This is a genomic window from Novosphingobium sp. Gsoil 351, from assembly GCF_009707465.1.
In the GTDB taxonomy this organism is placed as follows: Bacteria; Pseudomonadota; Alphaproteobacteria; order Sphingomonadales; family Sphingomonadaceae; genus Novosphingobium.
Window position 1 is genome coordinate 1,005,387 of the sequence record NZ_CP046120.1, and the last position, 16,996, is coordinate 1,022,382.

General features: G+C 64.7%; 12 protein-coding genes. All 12 read right to left on the reverse strand.

Annotated elements, in window-relative coordinates; genetic code table 11:
• Positions 1-26: 26 nt before the first annotated feature.
• Entirely contained in the window at positions 27-3,572 is a 3,546-nt protein-coding gene (locus GKE62_RS04770; protein WP_195908590.1) for a PAS domain S-box protein, read from the reverse strand.
• On the reverse strand, positions 3,569-4,882 hold the full coding sequence (locus tag GKE62_RS04775) for a glycosyltransferase family 2 protein (protein ID WP_230206915.1): 1,314 nt from the start codon (positions 4,880-4,882) through the stop codon (positions 3,569-3,571). The genes GKE62_RS04770 and GKE62_RS04775 overlap by 4 nt, the downstream gene beginning before the upstream one ends.
• A gap of 203 nt (positions 4,883-5,085) precedes the next feature.
• A complete protein-coding gene (locus tag GKE62_RS04780) occupies positions 5,086-6,051 on the reverse strand; it encodes a HEAT repeat domain-containing protein (RefSeq protein ID WP_195908591.1) in 966 nt (321 codons plus the stop codon).
• 132 nt (positions 6,052-6,183) lie between these two features.
• Positions 6,184-7,206, reverse strand: coding sequence for a tetratricopeptide repeat protein (locus tag GKE62_RS04785; protein ID WP_154691240.1), 1,023 nt, complete (start codon positions 7,204-7,206; stop codon positions 6,184-6,186).
• Positions 7,172-7,573: a response regulator transcription factor gene (locus tag GKE62_RS04790; protein WP_154691241.1), complete on the reverse strand. Its 402-nt coding sequence runs from the start codon at positions 7,571-7,573 to the stop codon at positions 7,172-7,174. Before GKE62_RS04790 ends, GKE62_RS04785 begins: the two co-directional genes overlap by 35 nt.
• A 437-nt stretch (positions 7,574-8,010) precedes the next feature.
• Positions 8,011-8,715, reverse strand: coding sequence for a FadR/GntR family transcriptional regulator (locus GKE62_RS04795; protein ID WP_154691242.1), 705 nt, complete (start codon positions 8,713-8,715; stop codon positions 8,011-8,013).
• Positions 8,712-9,437, reverse strand: coding sequence for a helix-turn-helix transcriptional regulator (locus GKE62_RS04800; protein ID WP_154691243.1), 726 nt, complete (start codon positions 9,435-9,437; stop codon positions 8,712-8,714). The genes GKE62_RS04795 and GKE62_RS04800 overlap by 4 nt, the downstream gene beginning before the upstream one ends.
• Positions 9,438-9,627: 190 nt before the next feature.
• Entirely contained in the window at positions 9,628-10,749 is a 1,122-nt protein-coding gene (locus GKE62_RS04805; protein ID WP_154691244.1) for an MFS transporter, read from the reverse strand.
• Between the two features lie 35 nt (positions 10,750-10,784).
• On the reverse strand, positions 10,785-12,218 hold the full coding sequence (locus GKE62_RS04810; protein ID WP_154691245.1) for an FAD-binding oxidoreductase: 1,434 nt from the start codon (positions 12,216-12,218) through the stop codon (positions 10,785-10,787).
• A gap of 5 nt (positions 12,219-12,223) precedes the next feature.
• On the reverse strand, positions 12,224-14,413 hold the full coding sequence (locus GKE62_RS04815; protein WP_154691246.1) for a TonB-dependent receptor: 2,190 nt from the start codon (positions 14,411-14,413) through the stop codon (positions 12,224-12,226).
• Between the two features lie 123 nt (positions 14,414-14,536).
• Positions 14,537-15,310 (reverse strand): SDR family NAD(P)-dependent oxidoreductase, encoded by a 774-nt coding sequence (locus GKE62_RS04820; RefSeq protein WP_154691247.1) that lies wholly within the window; start codon positions 15,308-15,310, stop codon positions 14,537-14,539.
• Positions 15,311-15,314: 4 nt separating this feature from the next.
• Positions 15,315-16,772: a carboxylesterase/lipase family protein gene (locus GKE62_RS04825; protein ID WP_230206916.1), complete on the reverse strand. Its 1,458-nt coding sequence runs from the start codon at positions 16,770-16,772 to the stop codon at positions 15,315-15,317.
• Between the last annotated feature and the right edge of the window lie 224 nt (positions 16,773-16,996).

Below are 16,996 nucleotides of genomic sequence, written 5' to 3' on the forward strand. Positions count from 1 at the left end.
TCACAGAGATCGATGAGGTGTGCGCATCATCGATGGGCGCAAAGCGCTTCGGAACTGTGCCGAGCGCCACCCTCTAGCGCATCGCGGAGAAGCTCGATCGCTGGCCGAGCGGAAGGGTCTGTCGGCGCCCCAAGAGCTTCGCCGGCTTGGGCGGCAAGGGCGCCCAGCGCAGGCTCGCCGAAGAGGGCTGCCGTCCCGGCCAACTGATGCAACGCGACCGCAAGCCGATCGGCATAGTCAGGCGCGACTGAGCCGGCATCGATCAATTCGAGGAGGCTCTGCTTGCTGCTTATAAACTGAGCTTGGAGCTCGGGCGGAAGCTCCAGCTCGGCCAAAGCTGCGCGAGGCGTTGAAGGCACAGCTACCCAGCGTGATATCGCGCCGGCAAGGGCTTCGATTTCGATCGGCTTCACCAGGTGTGCCTGCATTCCGGCAGCGAGGCAGGTCGCAATGTCGTCCGGCGCTGCATTTGCGGTTACCGCGACTATCGGCAGCTCATTCGCGTCTGCGCCATGTGCTCGGATCAGGCGCGCCGCGGCGGGACCGTCGATATGGGGCATCTGCATGTCCATGAGCACGAGAGCGTATGGCCGGCCTTCCGCCCTTGCGGCATCAACCTTCGCCACCGCTTCGGCGCCATCGGCGGCAAAATCTGCCTCCTGCCCCAGCCTGCGCAGCATCGCGAGAACAAGCTGGCGGTTGATCTCGTGGTCTTCGGCGACAAGAATGCGAACGCTCTGAATCGGCTTCGTCACATCGTCGACGTTCGATCTGGTCTCGTCGCACAGCAGGGACTGGGGCGGTCGCGACGCGGGGCTCGGCGCCTTTGCCATCGGCAGGGTCAGGGTGAACACGGATCCCAGTCCCGCCACACTTCGCGCGGTAAGGTCGCCGCCCATCAGCACTGCGAGGTCGCGACTGATGGCCAGCCCAAGGCCGGTCCCACCGAAGCGTCGCGAGGTCGAGTCCTCGGCTTGACGGAACGGCTCGAAGAGTGCCGGCAGGCGATCGGGGAGAATTCCTATGCCGCTGTCCTCGACCGCGATCGTCAAAGTGGCGGAATCCTTGGCGGATGCCCTGACCGAAATTCCGCCCCGTTCGGTGAACTTTACCGCATTGCCGATCAGATTGAGAACGACTTGCCTCAGGCGGAGACTATCGCCGAGCATCAATTCCGGAACCGTCGGATCGACGTCGAGCGTGAGATCGAGCCTTTTGGCACTGGCGCCGGGCGCCATCAGCGCGATGCAGCGTTTGAGCACGTGGTGCACATCGACCGGCTCGCGCATTACGGTCATCTGTCCCGCCTCGATTTTCGAGACATCGAGAATGTCGTTGAGCAGTCGCATCATCGCCTGCCCTGAATCGACGATTAGCTGTGCTTGATGCGCTTGCTCGGGCGACAGATCGCTGCTTGCGAGCAGTTCGGCGAAGCCTAGGACGCCATTCATCGGCGTGCGGATCTCATGGCTCATGTTGGCGAGGAAGCGCGATTTCGCGGTAGTGGCCTGCTCAGCACGCAAGCGTGCGGCCTCGAGCTCCTGCTCGAGTTCCTTGCTTTGGGTGACGTCACGGATCGACGCGATTACCTCGCATGGCCTGCCGCTCTTTGGGTCGCGCACCAGACCGCAGTTGGCTTCGAGCCAGCGCCAGCCGGCATCGCCCGACACCGGCAAGGAACGATAGGTCACGACCGTGCGATCGAGGCGGCCTTCGGCCAGCTCGCGATACGCTGCGAAGACCCGCGGCGCATCGTCGGGGTGGAATCGCGCCAACATGCTTTTGCCTTCGAGATAGGCCGGCGGTGAACCCAGCAACTCGAGGGCCGAAGGCGACGCGTATGTACAGACACCATCGAGATCGAGCCGAAAGACTGCGTCGGTGGCGTTGTCGGCGAGCAGGCGGAGTTGCTCCTCGCGTTCGGCCAACTGGCTCTGGGCCGTCTTATAGTCGGTGATATCGATCAGCACGCCGATGGTGCCAGTGATCATCTCATTGCCGCCAAACTCAGGAGCGGCCAGCGCCTCGGTCCAAACGGTTCGGCCATTGGCATGTACGAAGCGGACCTCGCCCCTGAACGACGTGCCGTGCTCCACGGCTTCCTTCCAACCCTCCGCCAGCCTGATCGCGTCGTTCGGATGGATCGTATGGGTCCATCCGGATGCGGCGGCGCGGGCTGCGTCAATCCCGGTGAGCTCGGCCCAGGCGCGGTTGACGTAAGTGATCGCACCGCTGGCATCGGTGCGAAAGATTCCCGCAGGCGAGAGATCGGCGAGACGCGCGAACAGCGCACGACCCTCACGGACCTCTGCAAGTGCACGCTCGCGCTCGGTGACGTCGCGAATTACGCCTGTCGACCCCGCAAGTCGCTTTGCACCATCGTAAAGGCCGCTAAGGCTGACTTCGAGCCAGCGCTGCTGGTGATCGCCCTCCGGCAAGCTTAGCTGCAACAGCGCATGACGCGCTTCGCCGTCGACGAGGCGGGCATAGGCGGCGCGGGCCACGCGCTGTTCGTCGGGTGGAAGCATCGAAACGATTGACAGACCCAGGCTTTCGCTCGCTGAGCGTCCGGTCAGATCTTGCCACGCGCCGTTGATGAAGGTGAGGCAGCCCTGGTCGTCGGTGCGGAAGATCGCCTCATGCAGGCTTTCAACGACTGACCGCGCCAGCTCGCGCTGCTCGGCGAGTTCGCGCGCAATGCGGTTGCGTCCCTCAAGCAGCGCTGCGACCGGAAGGCCCGTGGCAAAGCTCGCCGCAAGAAAGGCCTGGAGCACGAGCAATTTGGTCGGCAGCGAGGCGGTCACCAGCTGGACCGGCCCGGTTCCAAGCGCGGTCGCCGTGCCGGCGATGACCGCGATCATCGTCACCGCCAGCGCGGTGCCCAAAGTGCCGAGACGGAATGCGGCGATCACAACCATCGGCGAGACGAGGAACAGCAGGGGGAAGCTGCTTTGCGCGAACACCCCGAGCGTCACCAAACTTCCCGCAAGTCCGATCACGACCCACTCGGCGAGGCGCCTGCTGCTTGGCCATTCACGCTCGCGCCATGCCCGCAGCACAATCAGCAGCGCGGGGGTGACCAGCAGCAGTCCTAGCCCTCGCGCTAGTGTCCACGTGAGCCAGACGCGCAGTGTAGGCGGTTCGGGCCACGAGACGATCACTGAAGCGACAAGGCCTGACACAACCGGAGCGATCAGTCCTGCCACGCTCAACGCAGCCAAATGCGAGAAATCGGCCGCATCGGGCACCGTTCCGAGCAGCCGGCGCACAATGACGAAAGCCATGAGTACCTCGAGGCTGTTCGCCAGCGCGTAAGTCAACGCTAGCGCGGGAACATCGCCTGCGAACAGGTTGCCCACGAGATTGCCGGCTAGGCCCGCTATCAGCATGCTCACATTGCGCGACGCATTGCGATCGAGAAGAATCGCCAATTGCACCGCATTGGGCAGCCACAGGGCGACAACTCGCCCGAAGTCGCGGGTGATGCTGATACCGCCCCAAGCAAGAAGCGCTACGGCCAGCGCCACCACGGTCAGCAGAGCGAGCGAGGAATTTCGCTTCGGCTCGGTCACGCCCGGCGCTCCTCGGATTCCACAACCTCGTCTTCCGTCGCCGCGCGTCGCTCGGGGGGCGGCGGATAGCCGGTCTTGGCATCGGGCTCGGCGCGGGTGAACCCCGTGCGGGGCACCGCTGCCCACGAGCTGTCGCCTCTCGCGAAGCGGACAATGCCCACCAAGCGGTAGACAAGATTGATCTGGCGATAGCCGAAGTTTTCCAGCACGGCTGCAAGCGCAAGGCGCGCGAGGTCGGCGGCCGAGGGGGTCCGCCGTAGCTGCTTTTCCTCGAGCGCCAGGGTACCGATACTGATAGCGGTGCCGTAGACGAAGGTTAGGCCCAGGAAAGCGAGCGCAAGCTCGGGAGCGAGGATGCCCAGCGCATATCCCAGCGGCACGAGGAGGTAGCCGATCAGCTCGAGCGGTGGACCGATAACATCCTCAAGCACCATCAGTGGCATCGCCACCAGTCCTGCCCGTCCGTAACGTGGGTTGAAAATCATGCGGCGATGCTTGACCAGCGTTTCCAGCGCCCCTTGTTCCCAACGCGCGCGCTGATTGCGCAAGCCGGGCAGCGTTTCGGGCGCTTCGGTCCAGCAGACCACTTCGGGCACGAAACCGATGCGATAGGGCCGCCGCTGCTCGCGCATGTGCCGGTGGATGCGAGTAACCAGTTCGAGATCCTCGCCCACGGTATCGTGGCGATAGCCGCCAACCTCGACGACCACGGCACGGCTGAAAATTCCGAACGCGCCCGAGATCAGCATCAGCATCGACAAATGAGAGTTGGCGACGCGCGCGGTTAAAAACGCCCGCATGTATTCGATCGACTGGAAGCGTGGCAGCCAGCGTGGCGAGAGCGCTACAGTATCGATGTGACCACCGCGCACGCTGCTGCCGTTGACGATGCGGATTGCGCCGCCGACGGCTACCAGTCCCCCATCGTCGGTCATAAACGGCTCGGCGGCACGCAGTAGCCCATCGGACTCGATGATCGAATCCGCGTCGATCACACACACCAGCGGCATACGGCCGAAGCCAATGCCGGCATTGGCGGCATCTGCCTTACGGCCATTTTCCTTATCGACGACCAGTAGCTTGGGATGATGCGGCGAGGCATAGGCCCCCAGAACGCGCGTGCGTTGTAGGGTGACGACCTGGCTACGCTCGACCGGCTTGAGCTGAAATGCGTCGATCAGCGTGGCCAGGGTCGCATCGGTAGAGCCGTCATTGACCACAATGACTTCATGGTCCGGATACTCGAGTGCGAGGAGGGCGCGAACGCTATCGACAATCGAGAGGGCTTCATTGAAAGCCGGCGCGATCACGGAAACCGGAGGGGCGAGATCCTCGTAACGTGACCACAAGTCGATCGACTGCGGTGCCGGCTTGATCCGCCGGGCGAAGACCCAAGCCGCAACGAATAGCTGGATGGTCGAAACCGCATTGCGCGCGAGCACGACCACCAAGCTGAGCGTGGCGAGCGCCAGCAGCGCGTGCGCGGCGGCGAACTGAAGGCTATCAAAGCTGATCATGCCGGTCGCACCGCCGGGCCAGCACCGAGCAGGTCGAGCGCGCCGCGAGCCCGCATACGCACCCACCAGCTTGGATCGTCATTAAGACGCTCGAGCGCAGGTCGGGCATCGCCCAAGCGGAGCGCACCGCAGGTCTGCGCAGCTTGAATGCGAACCCGCTCATCGGGATCGTCGAGCAGCGCAGTTACCCATTTCGCCGCTCCCGGATGGCCTATCTTTCGCGCCGCACGGAGCGCCGCGGCGCGAACTTCAGCGTCGGTATCGACACCGTACTGCGCCAAGGTCTCAAGCTTCGCGTAATTTTCGATCCACCCCAACGCATCGACCAGCGGTGCGCGTAGCGGACGCCACTGCGGATCATCGGCCAAAGCGACGATAGCATCGGTGTCGCGGGCGGCGATCGACCGGAAGAGGGCCTGATGCAACCGGGTCAATGGGCGGCGGTCAAGCTCAAGCATGCGGACAAGGTCGGCCAGCGGTGGCAGTTGCCCCATCCGGGCTAGCGCGCCCGCAGCCTCAAGCCGCACAGCGCCACTGTGATCTCCAGCGAGAGCGGAGGTGAGTCCTTGGATGCACGCCGGACTCGCGAACTGCTCGAGCAGGCGCATCGCGTCGATGCGCCGCGCAGCTTGCCGGCTGTGCAGGCGCGACAGCGCGTCGGCGAAGAGTCCCTTGCGCTCAACAACGGCCAGCAACCGCGCGCGGTCGCCACCGCGCAGCAGCTGAAGCAGATGAGATACCGCGCCGAGGCGGACCGAGGGCTTCGCCTCGTCGAAGGCAGGCATGATACAGGGCTCTGTCCCTGCAATCGCGTCGAGCAACTCACGCGACAACAGCAGTTTGTCGCTTTGCTCGCGGGCCGCACTGCGCTCGTTGCGGCGACGGCGCAGGAACAACGACAACATGAACAGCGACATCGTGAGCGCGAACGCGACCGAGCCGGCCGCGACCAGAACGGCCAATTGATGAACGTTTGCGATCATCCTCCAAACCGCCGGCTTAGTCCGATCGCGATCCCGGTGCGTCGATAGCTTTGGGACCGCTCCTCGTAGTCGGCAGTGACGCGAACCCTTGTTTGACCGCCCAGGGACAGCTCAAGACCACCAAATCCCCCCCTTCACTCGGCGGGTGATGCCGGCTTCGGTGTCAGGATAGGTGGCGGCTCCCGCGATCGCGCGCACCCCAGCACCGAGTGTCGCCTCGCCGCGCAGGGACCAGCCACTGCGATGATCGTTCAGTTCGTCCCACAGTTGGATCGCCTTTAGATGTATCGTGTAGCGGCCGGAAAACTCGGCACGAACACCGGGCTCGGCCACGGTCACCTCGGCCCTGCCGTAGTCGGCGTGACGAGCATCGAGCGTGAGCCACAGCCCCTGCGCCACCATCCCCTCGCCCCCGCCGCTCACGGTCCAGCGCGCACTGAAATCGGCGTTGGGCGTTGTTGCGACCCCGAACCACACGGTCGCGCCCGGTGACAGCCGGTGGTCGACCCGGACGCCGAGACGGACATCGTCCACCCGCTCTCGTTGGGCGAGTTCGGCTTCTCCCGCGACTACCGTAGTTGGGCCGAGCGGGAGGTCGCCGGCTAGCGTGAATTCGCGCCACCATTGCTTGCGGCCGTCGGCAAGTTTGACGCGCGCTGCACCGGCGGCGAGTCCGATACCGGTCGCGCGCCGCTCCCCGGATGCGTCCGCGATAGCCTGGCGAAGCGCGGCCAATTCCGGATTGTCCGGCTCGGCCGCAGCGATCGCCCGGCTCAGTTCGCGACTTTCGCCCGTTCGACCTGACCACAGGTAGGTGCGGGCCAGCGCCAGCGCGACGTCTTGATCGTTGGGGGCAAGCTCGCGCGCACGCTTCAACACCCCGATCGCGTCCGTGTACCGCTTTGCAAAGGCGTAGCTGGTACCGAGCAACCGCAGGACAGTGGTGTCCTGCGGTCGCTCGGCAGCAAGCGCTTCGAGCAACTCTATTGCACGGACGTGGTCCTTAGCATCCCGCGCGACCGCGACTTCGGCAAGCCGATCGGCCAGGCTTTGCGCAGCGGCTGGGCTAGCCAGTAGCAGCGCTGCGGCAGCCGCTGCACTAGACGCCCGTAGCACGATCGCGACCGCCGACATGACGCGCCAGCAAGGCTTCGACGCGCAACGCAAGCTCCTCCGGCAGAAATGGTTTGGTGAGATAGTCGGCAGCTCCCGAACGCAAGGCGTTGACGACGTCCTCCTGGCCTTTGCGGGCGGTCAGCATCAGCACGGGCACGCTTGCCAGCGCGGCATCGTCCTTCATCGCCCGCAGCACTTCGGGGCCCGATAAAACGGGCATCATGCTATCGAGGATGACAAGGTCGGGCCGCTCTGCGCGCACCGCGGCGACCGCAGCGAGGCCATCGTGAGCGAAGCGGATTTGGTGACCGAGGGCACCTAGCTTGAACCTCACCACCTCACACAGCAGCAAGTCGTCGTCGGCAACAAGGATGTGCGCGGTCATCGTGACCTCCTTGGCCCGCCTTGCTGGATTATCCTTTATTTAGTCTTAAGGTCTGCCTCCGGTACGATCGCGTCGGGACCCCTCGGGCGAGTAACGCGGGCGAGCATACTGTGTAAGCTCGAGACCGACCGATCGACGTCCGGAACGCTGTGGTCCAGTTCGAGCACAACCAACTCTGATGCTGTGCGCATTCGTGCCGCGATGCATCCTTGCTCGCAGTGGTTGCCCGATCACGGACAACGCCGTCGTTAGCTTATGCAGGGCTGCTCGTGGGATCAGCAACCGGCCAACCAAAAGACTTCTCGCTCCTGCGTTTCCCCCGCTTCTTATAGGTCGAGATAGACCCTACGAGTCAGAAGAGGCAAAAACAGATCGGCTGCCTAACGGCAGAGTGCCGCTTGATGACAGTCCGCCATCGTGCGGCGCTCGCAGATAATTCACGTGGCGAAAATGTCGTCGATCGAGCGATCGAAGTGGCGGTCCATGGCGGTGCGCGCGCGCGACCCATCTTGATCGGCGATCGCGAGGGCGACCTCGCGATGGAGCGCCAGCGTTTCGGCGCGGGCCTCATCGGTCTGCCGCGCCGACCACGCCTTGGGGATCGCAACTGCCATCATCTGTTCGAAGGAGCGTACGATCTGGAAAAACAACGGATTGCCGCTGACGAGCGCAATGGTTTGGTGGAAGGCGGTATCGGCAGCCGTGGTCGTGTGTTCATCGCGGCTGATGGCGAGCTCGTTCGCGGCGCGCAGGATGGCGTCCGCCTGAAGGTCGCTCCGGCGCTGGGCGGCGAGTTCAGCGGTCCGCATTTCGAGCGTACGGCGCACGTCCCACACGTCGGCCAGGCTCACCTGCGCGGTGCTGACCGCATGGCCGATCGAGGCGGCCATTACCGATCCGTCGATCGCTCCGACACGGGCGCGGCGACCATTGCCGACGTCGATCATCCTGAGCGCGGCCAGCGCGCCGAACGCTTCGCGCATCACCGGGCGACTGACGCCCAGTTCCTCGGCGAAACGGCCCTCCGCAGGCAACGGATCGCCGACCTTCAAGCCGTTGACCGCAATGTGCGTGCGCACCGCCTCCGTCGCGCGATCGACCAGCGAGCCCCGGGGGGCGGCCTCGGCGATCAGCCCTCTCATGCTGCCAGACCGGTGCGGCGCAGCGCACTGGGCGCCAACCCGAAGCGACGGGTGAAAGCCCGCGTGAAGCTGGCGTTGTTGAGGTAGCCGCAGCGATAGCCGATGCTGGCGACCTGCAAGTCCGAAGTCAGCAACATCGTCCGCGCTTCACCCAGGCGACGCTCGCTGAGAGCCTCGCCGATCGTCGCGCCATAGGCCTGACGGAAACCACGCACGAGCTTGTCGCGGTTGATCCCGCATTGGCGGGAAAGATCCGCGATGGTCAACTTGGACTGCCAGCCATCGTCCACGATCCTTCGCGCCGCAACCACGCGGGCGAGATCGAACTCGTCAAGCATTCCGTCCCCGCGCATCGGGACGAGTTCACCCGCAGCCTTTGCAAAATGGAGCTTGCAGAGCAATTCGATGCTGCGCGCCAGGCGAAGCGTCGCGCGCGCCTCGCCGCTCGCCTCGCAGGACAGGATCGCCGCGGCCTGTTCGCGCAAAGCGCTGGTCATGTGCCAAGTGCCAGCGTCGAAGGCGCAATCAGGATAGAGCCTCGCGCAAGCCGCCCGGGCCACGACGAAGACGAGCGCAGCGGTCTGCAGCCGGTCGAGCGACAGGTTCGGCCGGAAGGTAAGCATCGGCATGTCGTCGCTGTCGAAGCCTGAAAAGGCGAAGACCACCGGATCCGCCGGCAGCGACGCTGGACCGACCGTGCCGCGGCCGATCAGCGCCGTCATTTCGTGCGAGACGACTATCTCTTGTTTTATTCCCGACGTGTCCATTGGCCGCTCAGTAGACCTATCTTACAGCTCTGGCAAGAGCTATCTGATAGGTTTGGGCGCATTGCGGCGGGCGATCAGGAACCCGATGCAACCCAGGGCGCTGACGATCAGCCCCATGGTGGCGAGCGCGGGCGCAAGACCCCGCTCACCTCCGAACAGACCGCTCAAGGCTACGACCAGGGTCGGCGCGATGCCGAAAGCGATCAGTCCGGCGAGCGCGACGAAAACACCGATGGCGACCCCGCGCAGTTCGTTGGGTAGCAGCACGGCCATCGCCGTCGCGGTCACCAGGCCGCACACCGTTCCGCCGAGCAGCAGCGCGAAAAGAGCCGCTCCGAAACCGAATGCTCCGGCGGACAACGGGAACGCTGCGGCCGGCAGGGCGAGCAAAGCGGCGATTACAGCGCCGTCGAGCACCCCCCTGCCGCGTCCGGCGCTGGCCCAAGTCTGCGGCGAACCCGCCGATCAGCGCACCGAGGATTCCGGCACCGAAGATTACCAGGCCCATCCATCCGGCGAAGTCGCCCGGGCCAAGTCCGTAGCTGCGCTGGAGCACGGGGGCCGCCCAGATCGCCGCCGAGGCGTCGGCCATGAATACGCCGAGCTGGCCGAGAAACAGCGGAGCGAGAAAGCGGCGGTAGCTCCACAGCTCGGCGAAGGTGTCGCGCAACGGAGCGCTCGGGCCGATCGCGATCTCTTGCCGGGGCGGCTCGCGCAGGAACAGGAGCGTGGCGGTACCGGCAAGGCTTAGCAGTCCAAGCAGCAGATGGACGCTTCGCCAGGCGCTGAGATCGAACAGGCCGCCTGCGGTGGTGAATTGTGAAAGCAAGGCGCCACCCAGAGCAAACGCCAGCCCAGTCCCGGCGTACTTGCCGATGGTCAGCAACAGCAGCGAGCGCCCGCGCCGCTCGGGCAGGCACAAGTCGGCGGCGAGCGAGATCGCGATTGTCGTGGCGATGTTCGAACCGACCCCGGCGAGCATTCGCGCCGCGAAAAGCAGGGGCAAATTTTCCGCGATCGCAGTCAGCAGCGTGCCGACGCTCCACCCGAACGAGGTCCACACCATGAGCACGACGCGATTGCCTCGGTCGACGAGGATGCCGACCGGCAGCGACAGCACCGCGACCGGGATCGACACCGCTAGGCCGTTGAGCAGGCTCAGGGCGAAGTCGCTGAGGCCCAGTTCGGCCTTCGCCGCTTCCTGGACCGCGCTGAATACGCCAAGCATCAGTTGCCCAAGCGCCAGTGCGATCGCAAGGACGATCATTGTGAACGCTGCGGAGCGTTTGGGCGCCTGCACCGTCAGCGGGACCGCCAAGGCCTGGGCGCAGCCCACAGCGTGAAGATCTTGCCAGGATTGAGCAGGTTCTGCGGATCGAACGCGCGCTTGACGAGGCGCATTTGCTCAACTGCATCGCCCAGTTCCGCAATCAGCCAGTCCTGCTTGCCAAGCCCGATCCCGTGTTCGCCGGTGCAGGTGCCGTCCATTTCCAGCGCCCGCTCGACCAACCGGGCGTTTATCGCCTCGACCTCGGCCAGTTCGTCGGGCGCATTCGGATCGAGCGAGAAGACCACATGGAAGTTGCCGTCGCCGACGTGACCTAGGATCGTCGCGGGCACGCTGGCCCCGATCAGATCCTCATGCGTCCGCTCGATACATTCGGCCAGGCGGCTCATGGGCACGCAAACGTCGGTCGCCCAGCCGACCGCGCCTTGGCGCAAGTTCACCGCTGCATAGTAGGCCTCATGCCGCGCACGCCACAGCTTGCTACGCTCTTCGGGCAGGTTCGACCACGCGAACTCACCACCGCCGTTGGCCTCGGCCAGCGCCTTGACCGTCTCGACTTGCTCGGCGACGCCCGAGGGGCTGCCGTGGAATTCGAAGAACAGTGTCGGCAATTCGGCGTAGTCGAGCTTCGACCAGCGATTCACCGCGCGAATCTGCATGGCGTCGAGAATCTCGACTCGCGCCAGCGGCACGCTGCACTGGATCGACTGAACCACCGTGTCGACCGCGCCCTTGAGGCTTGCGAAACCGCATACCGCGGAACTGATCGCTTCGGGGATGGGATGTAGCCGAAGGGTGATTTCCGTGATGATTCCAAGCGTGCCTTCGGAGCCGACGTACAGCCGCGTCAGATCGTAACCGGCGGCCGATTTGCGCGCACGGCGCGCGGTGCGGATCACTTCGCCTTGCGGCGTCACCACCTCAAGGCTGAGCACCGCTTCGCGCATGGTACCATAGCGGACCGCATTGGTCCCGCTGGCCCGGGTCGAAGCCATGCCGCCGATCGTCGCATTGGCGCCGGGGTCGATCGGAAAGAACAGCCCCTGGTCGCGCAAATGCTGGTTGAGCTCTTCGCGGCGGACGCCCGGCTGGACCATGCAATCGAAGTCTTCGGCGTTGACCGCGACGATCTTGTTCAGCCGTGTGAGGTCGAGGCTGACTCCGCCCTGGACCGGTGCGGCATTGCCTTCGATCGAAGTGCCCGCGCCGAACGCGACGATCGGCACACGGGCCGCGGCGCAGAGCTTGACCAGGTCGACCACATCGTCGCGGCTCTCGGCAAAGACCACCGCGTCGGGCAGCATCGTCGCAAAATGCGATTCGCTCGAACCGTGCTGGGCGAGGATTGCTTCGCTGGTCTGGAAGGCTTCGCCGAAGCGCCCCCCCAGCGCTTCGGCGAAGCCCGACGGCAGCGGCTTGCGCACGGGACCCGAACCCTGCGCGCTCATCGCCGTCAGAACCGCAGTGAGGCGCGCACGCCATAGCGGCGGCGGTCGCCGACGATGCCGAGATCGCTGGCGGGAAGCCCGGCAAGCTGGAGCGTCGTCTTTTCGATGTAGCTTTCGAAATATTTGGTGTTGAAGATGTTGTTGGCGAATACCCCGACCTCTACCGGGCCGGTCTTCCAGGTGATCGACGCATTTGTCAGCCAATAGCTGTCGAGGAAGGTCGGCGTGGTCTGGTTGAGCGTCCCGGCAAGCCGCTTGCCCTTGCCGGTCACCCCTGCGGTCAGGGTAACGGCGCTGTCGCTGCCCAGTGCGATGTCATAGTCGCTGTAAAGATTGGCGCTCCAGTCTGGCTGGAAAGTCAGCCGATCCGATGACAGGACGCGCTTGGTAATCGCGGTATAGGAATCGGTGTTGGTCAGCCGCGCATGCAGCAGCGTCAACCCGCCCGACAGCGTCCATTGTGGCAACGGCCGGAACCGGCCTTCGAGTTCGAGGCCGTAGCTCTCGACATCGCCGCTGTTGAGATCGACCGTGACCAGCCCGCCACCGGCCGCCGGGGCGATCGAGTTGAGGCCGATGTAGTCCTTGTAATCGTTGTAGAAGACCGCGGCCGACAGGTTTACCCGGCGGTCGGCCGAAGCGTACTTGGTGCCGGCCTCGTAAGTCCAGGCGCTATCGCCCTTGTAGGTGCGAAACGGCGCGGTCGGGGCGTTGAAGCCGCCGCCGCGATAGCCGCGCGCGACCGAGGCGTAACTGGTGAGTTCGCTGCTCCACTTGCGGGTGACGGTCAGGCGAGGTTCGACCTCGTTGGACTTGATTCGCGCTTGCGGGATGGCGCCACCGGTGGTGCCGAGCGGGCCGAGCGCGGTGACGACCGAGCCGTTGGCGGTGCGCTTCTCGTGATCGTAGCGCAGCCCCGCGGCGACTTCCCACGCCTCGCTCGGCTGCCAGAACACCGTGCCGAACGCGGCATAGGTGTCTGCCTTGGTCCGGTTGGTGGTGGTCCGTACCACGTTGAACGGCAACCCAGTGATTGCCGGGAGCAGCGAGGTGTTATCGAGCAGCGCGGTGGTTTCGCGGCTATAGAACAGCCCGAACAGCGTCGAGATGCGGTCCGACCACTCGCTGTCGAGCCGCAGCTCGGTGGTCTTGGTCCGCAGCTTGTCGCTGCTCACCGCGCGCGCGAAGTTGGTCGGTCCGAAATCGACGTCGGAATCCGGACTACGGCCGTTGCGCAAGTCGTATGCCCCAATGAGGGTGAGCTTGGAGTTGAGCCCGTCGAGCGGCACTTCTGCCTTCGCGTTGACGCCGCGATAGCGGAGTTTGGATTCGTTCAGCGCGTTGAACTGCAATTTGCGCGAATAGTTCTTGGGTCCGGTGACGCGGGCGTACGGAATGTTCACCCCATCGACCCAGTCGTAATATCCCTTGACCGTCAGGGTCAGTCCATCGCTCGGTCCAAACCGAACGGTGGCATTGACCGAGTCCGTGTTGAGCTTGTTGGCATCGACCGGGTTGGCCGGGTTGATCACGATGTTCTTGAGGAACCCGTCCTGCTGGCGATGCGAGGCGGCGACGCGGACCTGGAGCACGTCCTTGACGATCGGCCCGGAAACGGCGCCGGAAACCAGCCAGGCGTTGTCCGGCCCGGCGTAGCTCGCATTGCCGCGCACCTCGAGATCGTTCGAAGGCGCGCGGGTGATCACGTTGATCGCGCCGCCCAGCGTGTTCTTGCCATAGAAGGTGCCCTGCGGACCGCGCAGCACCTCGATGCGCGCCACATCGGTCAGCGGGTTGTTGAGATAGGCGGTGTTGGGCTGGTAGATGCCGTCGATGAACAGCCCGACCCCGGGCTGGACGGTGCCGACCAGAGTCACGCCCACGCCGCGAATCGCTACGAAGGCCCGGCCGGTGCCGTCACTGTTGATATTGAGGCCGGGGCTGAGCAGCGCCGCCTCGCGCACCGAATTGATCCCGCGCGCCTGCAGCGTGTCTCCGCTGATGGCGGTGATCGCGACTGGAACATTGAGCAGCGTCTCTTCGCGCTTACGTGCGGTGACGACAATCTCGTTGTTGCCGACCGAGGTGTCCGCAGAAGTCTCTTGGGGCTGCGGTGTAGCGTCCTGCGCAAAAGCCGGAAGTGGAGCGCTCAGCGCGGTGGCGGCAACAGCGGTCAGAAAGCGGTGCGAGCGCATTGGACATCGTCTCCCTCGAATCGGACGTCACGGCGTCCCTGTGGGAGGCTATCTGACAGGTATATAACCTATAAGATAGGTTGGCCGACTATGCCGATCGTCAGACCGACTATGCAGATCGACTTACCAGCAGGTGTAGCCGCCATCGACGATCACGATGCTGCCGGTCATCAGGCTGGCCATGTCCGAAGCGAGGAACAGCACCACGGATGCGACTTCTTCGGGCTCGCCGAGACGGGCCTGCGGGGTGCCGTCGATCCACCGCCGGTACATTTCGCCGGACTGGTCGGCGAAGGCATTTAGAGGGGTGGCGATATAGGTCGGCGCGACGGCATTGACCCGCACCCCGCGCCCCGCCCATTCCGCGGCAAGGCTTTTCGTGAGTTGGTGTACGGCGGCCTTGGAGGCGTTGTAATAACTCTGCGGCTGCGGCCGGTTGACGATCAACCCGCTCATCGAGCCGACGTTGACGATGCTTCCACAGCCCGCGGCGAGCATGTGCCGGCCGAACGCGCGGGCACACCAGAAGCTGCCGTTGAGATTGACGTCGAGGACGTTGAGCCAATGCTCGTCGGCGACATCCTCGGCCGGCGTCTCGCTGCGCGCGATACCCGCGTTGTTGACGAGGATGTCGATCCGGCCGGTTCGCGCCAGCATTTCGCCGGCGGCATTCTCGACCGCGCGTGAGTCGGTCACGTCGAGCGCGACCGTTTCGACCGCGTAGCTCTTGCAAGCTAGCGCGTCAGCGCCCGCGGCAAGCACAGCCGTGTCGCGATCCGCGATCGTCACCGCGGCCCCGGCCTCGGCCAGCGCCTCGGCACAGGAAAGCTCGATACCCTGCCCGCCGCCGGTTACGAAGGCCGCGCGGCCCTCGAGCCGAAGCTTGTCGAGATACATCGCCCTATTCCGGCAGGAAGCGCGCGGCGGGCATATCCGGCTCGCGGATCGTTTCGCCCCGGGCGAGCTGATAGACCAGTCGGTCACCGTCGTATCCCGGCCATGGCACAGTCCCGTCACGCGCAAACTGTGCCCAGATGCCATGGACGCTGTCGGCGAGCGCAGCCGGAGGCGCTTCCCCGGCCAGTCCCTGCGGTCCGCTCGCAATGTCCAGCGTCTTGAAGACGAACGGCAGCTCCATGCCGTGACACGCGCCCAGTTCGCCGCCAAACGCCGGCGAGCGCCAGTCGAATTCATACATCCAGGTCTTACCCTTGTGCGCGCTCGCGAACTGCCGCGCAGGCCAACGGAACACCAGGTCGCTCATCGCCCGGGTCATCGCGTGGCCAGGCTTTACGCCCTTGCTGCCAAGGCCATAGGCCTTGAGTGCCGCCCTGGCGTTCGGCTGCGAGCGAGATAGCAGCCACCATGCGAGCACGCCGGGGATCTTGTCGCGTACTTTGGTCGGCACGAAATACAGGTTCATCTCTTCGGCATTCGTGCCGATCAGAACCTCGATCTCGCTTCCCGCCCCAGCCCGCAACGCGTCTAGCGGCTTTTGAGGCAATACGTCGTCACCCCACACCGGAATGAACCGGCTGATGCCATAAACCGGCTCGAATCCGTGCGCGTCGCGCAGGTCTATGGCGGTCGGCTTGGCCAAATGCTCGATGGCATCCATCGCCGCGTCGTTTCCAACCGTGCGAAAACCGTCAACGTCAGGCGTAACGCCCAAACGCTTGGCGAGCTTGCGCACAAGTCGCTGGGCGACGTCAATGTCCCGTACCATCGAGCCGTGCCCGCTTTGGACGATCGCGCGGTGGAACAGGCCGTGAGCCAAAGGCGATGTCACCAGGTCGGCAATGGCCATGGCCCCGGCGCTCTCGCCGAACACCGTGACGTTCGTGGGATCGCCTCCAAAGGCCGCGACATTCTCCTGCACCCACCGCAGGGCGAACAGGATGTCGCGGAGCCCAAGGTTCGTAGGTGCACCGGGGACGGGCAAAAATCCGTCGATCCCCAGGCGATAGTTGATTGCGATGCAAACGATGCCCGACTGTGCGAACGCGGTTCCATCCTGGACCGGCGCGTCCTTGCTGCCGACTATGAAGCCGCCACCGTGGATGAAAACCAAGACTGGCGCACCGGCGCTGTCGGCAGGCGCCCAAATGTTCAGACGCAGATAATCGCCGTCACCCCCATCGCTCCCCGTGCCGACCAGTGGAATCACATCGAGCCCCGGGAACGGCTTGATGCGATGCGGTGCGGAAGGTCCGGGATCGGTGGCCTCGAAGATTCCTGCACCGAACCGCGCCTGCTCAGGGAGGGCAAAGCGGTTTGGAGGCCCCGCATAGGGTATGCCGAGGTAGCGCCGGACTCCGTCGACCTCGACACCGCACACCGTCGCACCAGCGACTTGCACACAAGCAGAATTGCGGGACAAGTGCATATTCACGGCCTGTTTATAGCAGCAGCAGTGGTGCTGTAACGACGCTGTCCTATGCACAGTCGCATTGCCTGTTTGCCGTTTGACTGGAGCTTTGAGGCGCCAGGCGCCAACATGGAAAGGTCGTGCCCCCGGGCGTGGTGTAGGTTTCGAGGGTAGCGAAGCTGACCGGACGCGCGCTCCCCAACTAGCGCTGTAGC

Excerpts from the sequence above, each read along its gene's own strand:
- GKE62_RS04785 (WP_154691240.1), bottom strand. The coding sequence starts at position 7,206 with ATGTCGGCGGTCGCGATCGTGCTACGGGCGTCTAGTGCAGCGGCTGCC.
- GKE62_RS04790 (WP_154691241.1), bottom strand. The coding sequence starts at position 7,573 with ATGACCGCGCACATCCTTGTTGCCGACGACGACTTGCTGCTGTGTGAG.
- GKE62_RS04795 (WP_154691242.1), bottom strand. The coding sequence starts at position 8,715 with ATGAGAGGGCTGATCGCCGAGGCCGCCCCCCGGGGCTCGCTGGTCGAT.
- GKE62_RS04800 (WP_154691243.1), bottom strand. The coding sequence starts at position 9,437 with ATGACGGCGCTGATCGGCCGCGGCACGGTCGGTCCAGCGTCGCTGCCG.
- GKE62_RS04805 (WP_154691244.1), bottom strand. The coding sequence starts at position 10,749 with ATGATCGTCCTTGCGATCGCACTGGCGCTTGGGCAACTGATGCTTGGC.
- GKE62_RS04810 (WP_154691245.1), bottom strand. The coding sequence starts at position 12,218 with ATGAGCGCGCAGGGTTCGGGTCCCGTGCGCAAGCCGCTGCCGTCGGGC.
- GKE62_RS04815 (WP_154691246.1), bottom strand. The coding sequence starts at position 14,413 with ATGCGCTCGCACCGCTTTCTGACCGCTGTTGCCGCCACCGCGCTGAGC.
- GKE62_RS04820 (WP_154691247.1), bottom strand. The coding sequence starts at position 15,310 with ATGTATCTCGACAAGCTTCGGCTCGAGGGCCGCGCGGCCTTCGTAACC.